This is a genomic window from Rossellomorea oryzaecorticis, from assembly GCF_045897515.1.
GTDB classification, from domain to species: domain Bacteria; phylum Bacillota; class Bacilli; order Bacillales; family Bacillaceae_B; genus Rossellomorea; species Rossellomorea enclensis.
On sequence record NZ_JBJOSA010000024.1, the window covers coordinates 40,490 to 48,552 of the forward strand.

The window sequence follows — 8,063 nt, forward strand, 5'->3', positions numbered from 1 at the left end:
GAAGACTAAGACTTGATCAATTCGGAATCCGTGATGAATCTCATGCCTTCGGTGGATTCCAAAGAGAACACGCCTCCCCTCCCTGGCTTCACATCCAATATGATCTTAAAATGCTTCCAGTATTCATATTGCTGTGAGTTCATATAGAAAGGACAATCAGCCACAGTACCCACCAATACATCGCTGTCACCAATGATCAAATCATCCTGGCTCAAACACATCGGGGAACTACCGTCACAGCAGCCTCCTGATTGATGGAAAAGGAGAGGTCCGTGCTTGCTCTTAACCTTTTCAATCAATTGGACGGCCTGCTCTGTCGCCTTCAGTCTATTTTCCATTTTAGAAGAATCCTAACTTCTTAGGGCTGTAGCTGACCAATAGATTCTTCGTTTGTTGATAGTGTGACAGCATCATCTTATGATTTTCACGGCCGATACCGGACATTTTGTATCCGCCGAATGCTGCGTGTGCAGGGTATTGGTGGTAACAGTTTGTCCATACGCGTCCCGCCTGGATTTCCCTGCCGAAACGGTAAGCAGTATTCATATCACGGGTCCAGACTCCCGCTCCCAAGCCGTAAAGTGTGTCATTAGCAATTTCAAGCGCTTCTTCCTTTGTTTTGAAGGTTGTAACTGAGACAACCGGGCCAAATATTTCTTCCTGGAAGATACGCATGCTGTTGTCGCCTTTAAATACAGTCGGCTTCACGTAGAAACCAGTTTCATGATCGCCGTCTAATTTGTTTTGCTCTCCGCCGATCAGACATTCTGCCCCTTCTTGTTTGCCGATTTCGATGTAAGAAAGGATTTTATCCAATTGTTCCTGAGAAGCTTGTGCGCCAAGCATAGTGTCTGTATCCAGCGGGTTGCCCTGCTTGATTTGCTTCACACGCTCAATCGCTCTTTCCATGAACTTGTCATAGATTGATTCCTGGATAAGCGCCCTTGAAGGACATGTACATACTTCCCCTTGGTTCAGCGCGAACATAACGAAGCCTTCTACCGCTTTATCAAGGAAATCATCATCTTCATTCATGATATCTTCAAAGAAGATGTTCGGTGATTTACCGCCGAGCTCAAGCGTCACAGGAATGATGTTTTGAGACGCATATTGCATGATCAGGCGTCCGGTCGTTGTTTCCCCTGTGAAGGCAACCTTGCCGATGCGCTTACTTTGTGCAAGCGGCTTACCTGCTTCAACACCAAACCCTTGTACGACGTTTAATACCCCTTTCGGAAGCAGATCCTGGATTAATTCCACAAGAACCATGATAGAAGCAGGTGTTTGTTCTGCCGGCTTCAGGATAACACAGTTTCCGGCAGCCAGGGCAGGGGCAAGCTTCCAAGTAGCCATCAGAATCGGGAAGTTCCAAGGGATGATTTGTCCCACTACCCCGATCGGTTCATGGAAATGGTAAGATACCGTGTCTTGATCAAGCTCGCCGACGGACCCCTCCTGCGCTCTAATGCAGCCTGCAAAATAACGGAAGTGATCGACCGCTAACGGCAAATCTGCAGCTAATGTCTCACGGACGGGTTTTCCGTTATCCCATGTTTCGGCCACTGCAAGCATTTCCAGGTTTTCTTCAATACGATCGGCGATTTTATTTAAAATGGACGATCTTTCAGCTACGGACGTTTTCCCCCAGGCATCCTTGGCAGCATGGGCTGCATCCAGGGCCTTTTCCACATCCGCTTCGTTTGAGCGTGCGATTTTCGTAAATACTTTTCCGGTTACAGGTGAAACATTCTCGAAGTACTCTCCACTTGCCGGCGGAACAAATTCACCGCCGATGAAGTTATCATATGTGTCTTTGAATTGAACCAGTGAACCTTCTGTATTCGGATTGTTATAAAGCATTGTATTCCCTCCCGATTGTTATGTACCCCTATCTATTAAAGCGCTTTCATTTATCATTATAGTAGATAAGAGTTGTACGGACAAGTATATTGTTTGAAAATTATTTATTTTTCGCCAAATTATTTGCTGCACCTAAAACAAGCGGCGGATTCCTCTTTTGGAATTCGCCGCTTTTCCTGTTTACAGCTTGATTTTATTGTGTAAAGTTGATTCGATAAGGTCTTCGTCAGTCATGATATGAGGATGACTTTGTTCTAATATCGCCTGCATATCTGCCGGCATTTTTTCTGCTTCATATGCACACACAAGAGTAAGCTGCTGTTCATTAACCAATTTATCCGTTTCTTTTTCAAACCAATCCACGATGTGTGCGGGGTCCTCAAGCGCTCCCCACTCTACATTTGTCCAGGTTCTGAACGGGGTATCACCGTTGAAATATGGTGTGTAGATCTTCATTAATTGCTCATAGATGGCAGGCGGATGATAACTTCCGCTTGACAGGTAAAAATCGAAATTACTGATTATATGTACCCGTTTCATTTGATCATCCGTCAAATCAGCTTTTAAACGCTCGTTCATAGCAATCAGGTTTTTTTCACTCTCGATCAGGATGACCGTCTCCCCTGACTTCACCCCATCCACAAGATAGGCAGTCACCTTTTTTATATACATATCTATGTTGTGGTAACAGTAAAGGATGTGTGTACAAGGTTTTGTTTTTACAAAACCATTTAATTCTTCTTCCATCATCAGTACTTGACACTCTCCTTTCGTTTCCCCTTAATACACCTATTCGATACAAATCTTTTATTTCCTTTATATTGTAAAAAAAGACCGCCTCGGCTTGGACAGCCGGGCGGTCTTCAATCTATTACTTCTTGATTAGATCTTCACGTTCAGATTGCTCGATCCACTCTTCAAGCTTGTCTTTAAGTGTGTTGAAGCCAGCTGGAGTTGTTTCTTCAGCTGCCGGTTTCACACTTCCTTGACGGCGTGCTTTTTTCGCTGCCGCAGGCTTTGCTTGTGGTGCAGGAGCTTCTTCTGTAGCACGGATTGAAAGGCTGATTTTACCAGCTGCTTCGTCCACTGATAATACTTTAACCTTTACTTCGTCTCCTACTGAAAGGTGTTCATTTACATCCTTTACGAAACCGTGTGTGATTTCAGAGATATGAACAAGTCCTTGTGTTTCTTCGTCTAGTGCAACAAATGCTCCGTATGGCTGGATGCCTGTAACTTTACCTGTTACAAAAGATCCTGTTTCGAATTTTGTAGTCATGGTAACACTCCTAGTATATATATTATTTTTCTCTTTTACACGCAATTTTAGATTATACCATAGATTATGGTTTTCGGCAAAAAGGAATTATACAGGAGCATCGATTATTCCTTTCATTCATCTAAAAAATGCGTATCTCACTAGTTATGTTTCCCTATTTTCCTCATTATTAAAACAATTGGCTATATTTGCTTTTTACTGACTTTCGTATATATCTTCCGTTTCGGAGGATATAATGACCGGCGGATTCTGGACCCAGCGCTCAGGTTCCATATAATCTGATTCCCTCAGTTCCTCAAGCACTTCTTTCACTTTGCCTCCGGTTTCATATGAAGGATATGTTTCTGCCACATATTCATACGCTTCCTGCACTTCGGGTTTCAGCCTGCCATTTTCTGAAAAAATCGGCTGATCGACACCCCCGTTCACAAAATAATGATAGAGCAGATCAAAATCCCTGCTTACTTCATTTCTGAATGCGGAATCCTCAGGAAGTTCCTTCAACAATTGTTCCAAAAGAATGAGGCGGTCCCCCGCTTCCTTCCATGAGGTTGTAAACTCCCCGGCTTTCAGGATTGACTGCCGCGTTTTCATATAGGATACGTACACATCCGGAAGGGCGCTGCCTGATATCATATCCAAATACTCAAAGTTTATTGATGTTTCCAGTATGTCTTCCTTTTCATTGTAAGTCAGTTGAACGGCATTGTTCGTGATTCCGTCGAGCATCTTTCTGAATTCACCTGGATACGGTTGAGGGGCATTCAGGCTCTTCATATTGATTTCCCCATTCTCTATATGCGGTTCCCACGCTTCTTTGTATTCATTCAATTTGACCTCATAGATGGGCAGCAGATCAGTCTGTTTTTCCATGAACTCTTTGGTCCACACTTCAGCTTCCATCATTGGGATCCCGTCCTTGAGGCTTCTCATCATCATATCCGGGGTCCTCAGTGACTCTTCGATCCAGTCCTTCCCCCGATCCACCCAGTCAAGTTTCTCTCCAAGCGGATAATCACGCTTGGGAATCGATTCCACATAAACCAAGTGGCCTTTTGCATCCTTATCGAGCTGTGTGGTGCTGAAGGTTGCCTCATTAAAGCCGAGCCGCTCCATCGCCTGTGTTTTCCTGAGGTCATAGAGAGCTTCTGCATCCTTCATTTCTGCCTGAAGCGTTTCGTTTTGATGCGGCTGCTCGGCCGCCTGACGGCTTTGTCCTTCTCCATCACCAGGTTTATCGCCGCCCATCGTCAATTGAAACGCCAAAACGGTCCCGATCAGAAGGACACCCAAGAAGCTGGCGGCATAAGGCCAGTGAATGAGGGGTCTGCGCTTTTTGACAGATTGGTTTTGTTCCTCCCTGATGGCTTTGATGATGTCACTTGCATCCGTCTGAACTGGCATTTTCTTATATGACCTGTCAAGCAGTTCCATCCTTTTATCAAACCTTTTATCATCCATTGATTGTCCCCTCCCCGTTTTCCGCTTTTTCAAGCAATTTTTTCAACAAACCTTTCCCTCTCAGGATCCTTGTTTTTATGGTGGAAAGATTGACAGAGAGAATGTCTGCGATCTCTTCATATTTTCTTTCGTGGAAATAATAAAGGATGATCGGTGCCCTGTATTTGTCGTCGAGTTCCTGGATGCACTCATGGAGAACACGATCCTCTTCTTCCCTTATTAATTGTACATTCTCTTGGACTGCACCTTCACCCGGTTCGTTCAATACTTTTTGAAGCCGCTTTGCATGTTGATTCTCTTTTCTTTTGAAATCCCTCGATACATTCAGTGTTATTTTATATAACCAGGTAGTGAACTTCGCATGGGTGAACCCGTCGATGAACCGGTAGACCCTGATGAAAACCTCCTGGCTGATGTCCGGTATATCATCAATGTGATTTCCCATCTGATAAGCGAACCGTTCCACCACGGGGGAATAAATAGTGATCAGTTTGCTGTAGGCGGACAGATCGCCTTGTTTCGCTCTCTTGATGAGCTCTAGATCATCCACTTCGGTAAACTCTCCTTCCATACTGCTCTTCTTAACTATGTAACGCTTCAGGATTGGATATTGTTTCATAAAAGAGGAAATTTTTTAAATCTTATACGCACTTTCCATTCTACCATTGGGGATTGGAGGCAAAAAAAATAAACCCCCATGAGCCGAAGGTTTATTTTTCAGTGTTAAATTTGCGCATTTCTATCATTTTCTTCCTGTGCTTTCTCATGTACGGAGCAGCATATAACCAGAACGCTGCGAAATGAGCGAAAGCAAAGTTAAAGACAAACAGGCTCCAGAATGTAACGTGGCCCCACCCTCCCATTTCAGGAACAGCTACGTAATAAATGAAGATCGCCCATAATGCGAGTAAAAATGGAATGTGGATCAATGCCCACTTCCGGTGCTCGATCCATAAAAATAAAGGAGTGGCCGTGGCAACGAATAAATACACCATAAACATATCCATAATTGATCCCTCCTGATTTAAGCGCTTACAATTTTGACTAATTAATGTCGAATTTTTGTCCAATTTGTGAACGTGTTGTTACCATTAGTATACTATACTTTTCTAACTTTTCCAGCCCGTTTTTAAATTTTCAATAAAATAGGAGTTTTTTCATGATTTAAAGTGCTTTCAACCATACTATTTCTGAAGGGATCCCGATCTTTTTGAAAAATCCATGAAATCATTACATTTACAACCATTTTTAAAATATATTGAACATTTAAAACTCCTGTGTACACTCCTTGTAAAACATAGTAGTATGGAAAAATCGTTTTGTTTTTAATCCTTAAAAAATAGTTTTCTGAAAGGAGCATCGACATGTCAAAGAAACAACAATGGTCTTCGAAAATTGGATTTATTTTGGCTGCTGCGGGGTCTGCGATCGGCCTCGGGGCCATTTGGAAATTCCCATATATGGCCGGGGCAAACGGCGGAGGGGTCTTCTTTCTCCTTTTCATCATTTTCACCATTTTGATCGGCACACCGATTTTGCTTGCTGAGTTTGTGATCGGCAGACGGACAGGGTCCGATGCCATTACTTCTTATAAGAAGCTGGCACCCGGATCAGCCTGGCATTTGATCGGCTATCTCGGTACGATTGTTTCCTTTATCATCCTTTCTTTTTATAGTGTCGTGGGTGGATGGATCCTTTCTTACCTTGTTAGAAGCTTTACAGGGGCACTTTCCGGTAAAACCCAGGAACAATACGGAGCCTTATTTGAAAACATTATTGCAAACCCGTGGGAAATCTTGATCACACAAGCAATATTCATCGTCCTGACAGTCATGGTCGTGCAGGGCGGGATCCAAAAAGGGATAGAACGTGCCAGCCGCTATATGATGCCGTCTTTATTCATTTTATTTCTTATTCTTATGGCTCGCTCGCTCACCCTTGAAGGTGCAATGGAAGGGGTCAGGTTCCTGCTGGTCCCCGACTGGAGCTACCTGACGGGTGAAACAGCCCTGCTTGCGCTTGGACAGGCCTTCTTCTCCTTGACGGTGGGATTGTCCGTCATGGTGACCTATGCGTCCTACCTTTCAAAGGAGGACAGTATGCCGCGTTCGGCGATTTCCGTAACTGGATTGAATATTTTCATTTCCCTGCTGGCAGGACTGGTGATCTTCCCGTCTGTCTATGCACTGGGATTCCAGCCTGACGAAGGGCCCGGGATCGCCTTTGTCGTTCTGCCTGCCGTCTTTAATGAAATAGCTTTCGGCGGGATCTTTCTGACCGTATTTTTAATCCTCCTGCTGTTTGCAACGCTGACATCTGCATTTTCAATACTTGAAATCGGTGTCGCAGCCATTACAAAAGGAAATCAAAAAAAGAGGATGCCATATACGTGGCTGATGGGATTCCTTGTATTCATCGCTGGAATTCCAAGTGCCCTGTCATTCGGGGTATTGGGTGACTTCACCCTGTTCGGCCGGAATTTCTTTGATTTCGCAGACTATATCACGAGCAGCTTCGGCCTTCCGATCGGCGCACTCCTCATCAGCATTTTTGTCTCTTACCGCTTGAAAAGGGAGGACGTCCGGCACGAAATTCAGCAGGGTTCCTCCATATCAAGTGGAATGTTCAACGCCTGGATCATCCTGCTTCGCTACATCGTTCCAGTGGCGATTGTATTGGTATTCTTATCCTGAACCAATGAAATCCCGTCCTGCACTGTAAGGTGTGCAGGACGGGATTTTTTTAACACAATGTTCAAGGATCCAACGTCTAATTATTTCCAGCCGGTGATAAAATAGAAGTAAGAAGAAACTATGATCATTGGGAGGGATCCAGGATGTCACACTTTGGTGAGAATTTAAAGAGAGTCAGGGAAGATCGCAATATCTCTCAGCGCGAGTTAGCCTTTAAGGCGCGTTTGGGCGCAAGTACTATCGAGAAGTATGAGAACAATGAACAGATTCCCGATACACAGACCATCCTGAAGCTGTCGACGGTTCTTGACATTCCAGCTTCTGAACTTCTGGAGCGCGAAGAAGTCAATCATCATCCTTCAGGAATCGATTCTGAAATCGAGCAGCTGATCAAAGAAATCGGTCCAAAACGGACCAAGCTCATCCTAAGAAAAGCGAAGGAATTCTCAGAAGAAGATTTTCTCCGCGTCATGCAAATGCTGTACGAAGTGAAATATGAATAAGAGAAGCGGAAGCGGCTTATTGTCCACATCCGCCGGGGCTGGACAAATTCAAAATTAATTTCAAACTTTAAGTATATAAGTCTTCAAAACGGTTCATACTGAAACTAAGCTTTCTAAGTATTCCCCCTTTTGTTTTCATTTGTTGGACGATTATTGAATCGTCCTATTTTTTTTGCCCGGAATCTTCCATAAATCGAGTAGGAGGGGGTGACTAACCCCCGACCTCTCACACCACCGTACGTACGGTTCCGTATACGGCGGTTTCAT

The 8,063-nt window shown here is 44.1% G+C and carries 9 protein-coding genes; 2 read left to right on the forward strand and 7 right to left on the reverse strand.

Annotation, left to right across the window (positions count from 1 at the left end; all coding sequences use genetic code 11):
- Positions 1 to 5: 5 nt before the first annotated feature.
- The 7 genes from ACKA06_RS19075 to ACKA06_RS19105 form a co-directional block, all read right to left on the reverse strand.
- Positions 6 to 338 (reverse strand): DUF779 domain-containing protein, encoded by a 333-nt coding sequence (locus tag ACKA06_RS19075; protein ID WP_032086374.1) that lies wholly within the window; start codon positions 336 to 338, stop codon positions 6 to 8.
- A 1-nt stretch (position 339) separates the two neighbouring features.
- A complete protein-coding gene (gene adh, locus ACKA06_RS19080; RefSeq protein ID WP_058299719.1) occupies positions 340 to 1,860 on the reverse strand; it encodes an aldehyde dehydrogenase in 1,521 nt (506 codons plus the stop codon).
- A gap of 180 nt (positions 1,861 to 2,040) precedes the next feature.
- The gene (locus ACKA06_RS19085; protein WP_032086376.1) at positions 2,041 to 2,610 is read right to left on the reverse strand and encodes an MEDS domain-containing protein; all 570 of its coding nucleotides are present in this window, start codon (positions 2,608 to 2,610) and stop codon (positions 2,041 to 2,043) included.
- Positions 2,611 to 2,731: 121 nt separating this feature from the next.
- Positions 2,732 to 3,139 carry a S1 domain-containing post-transcriptional regulator GSP13 gene (gene yugI / locus ACKA06_RS19090; RefSeq protein WP_411160395.1) on the reverse strand — a complete coding sequence of 136 codons (408 nt, stop codon included), beginning with the start codon at positions 3,137 to 3,139 and terminating at the stop codon, positions 2,732 to 2,734.
- A gap of 195 nt (positions 3,140 to 3,334) precedes the next feature.
- Entirely contained in the window at positions 3,335 to 4,600 is a 1,266-nt protein-coding gene (locus ACKA06_RS19095; RefSeq protein WP_411160396.1) for a hypothetical protein, read from the reverse strand.
- A complete protein-coding gene (locus ACKA06_RS19100) occupies positions 4,593 to 5,150 on the reverse strand; it encodes an RNA polymerase sigma factor (protein WP_197671500.1) in 558 nt (185 codons plus the stop codon). Before ACKA06_RS19100 ends, ACKA06_RS19095 begins: the two co-directional genes overlap by 8 nt.
- Positions 5,151 to 5,310: 160 nt before the next feature.
- Entirely contained in the window at positions 5,311 to 5,607 is a 297-nt protein-coding gene (locus ACKA06_RS19105) for a spore morphogenesis/germination protein YwcE (protein ID WP_197669314.1), read from the reverse strand.
- 357 nt (positions 5,608 to 5,964) lie between these two features.
- Between ACKA06_RS19105 and ACKA06_RS19110 the strand changes: the two genes are divergently transcribed.
- Together ACKA06_RS19110 and ACKA06_RS19115 are read left to right on the forward strand one after the other, a co-directional pair.
- Entirely contained in the window at positions 5,965 to 7,293 is a 1,329-nt protein-coding gene (locus ACKA06_RS19110; protein WP_064567309.1) for a sodium-dependent transporter, read from the forward strand.
- A gap of 143 nt (positions 7,294 to 7,436) precedes the next feature.
- Complete coding sequence (locus tag ACKA06_RS19115; protein ID WP_032086381.1) at positions 7,437 to 7,796, forward strand: helix-turn-helix domain-containing protein; 360 nt, start codon at positions 7,437 to 7,439, stop codon at positions 7,794 to 7,796.
- The last annotated feature ends 267 nt before the right edge of the window (positions 7,797 to 8,063 follow it).

What these genes read in the sequence shown, in the direction of transcription:
- adh (WP_058299719.1), bottom strand. Translation starts at nt 1,860, where the DNA reads ATGCTTTATAACAATCCGAATACAGAAGGTTCACTGGTTCAATTCAAA.
- ACKA06_RS19110 (WP_064567309.1), top strand. Translation starts at nt 5,965, where the DNA reads ATGTCAAAGAAACAACAATGGTCTTCGAAAATTGGATTTATTTTGGCT.
- yugI (WP_411160395.1), bottom strand. Translation starts at nt 3,139, where the DNA reads ATGACTACAAAATTCGAAACAGGATCTTTTGTAACAGGTAAAGTTACA.
- ACKA06_RS19085 (WP_032086376.1), bottom strand. Translation starts at nt 2,610, where the DNA reads ATGATGGAAGAAGAATTAAATGGTTTTGTAAAAACAAAACCTTGTACA.
- ACKA06_RS19095 (WP_411160396.1), bottom strand. Translation starts at nt 4,600, where the DNA reads ATGGATGATAAAAGGTTTGATAAAAGGATGGAACTGCTTGACAGGTCA.
- ACKA06_RS19075 (WP_032086374.1), bottom strand. Translation starts at nt 338, where the DNA reads ATGGAAAATAGACTGAAGGCGACAGAGCAGGCCGTCCAATTGATTGAA.
- ACKA06_RS19115 (WP_032086381.1), top strand. Translation starts at nt 7,437, where the DNA reads ATGTCACACTTTGGTGAGAATTTAAAGAGAGTCAGGGAAGATCGCAAT.
- ACKA06_RS19105 (WP_197669314.1), bottom strand. Translation starts at nt 5,607, where the DNA reads ATGGATATGTTTATGGTGTATTTATTCGTTGCCACGGCCACTCCTTTA.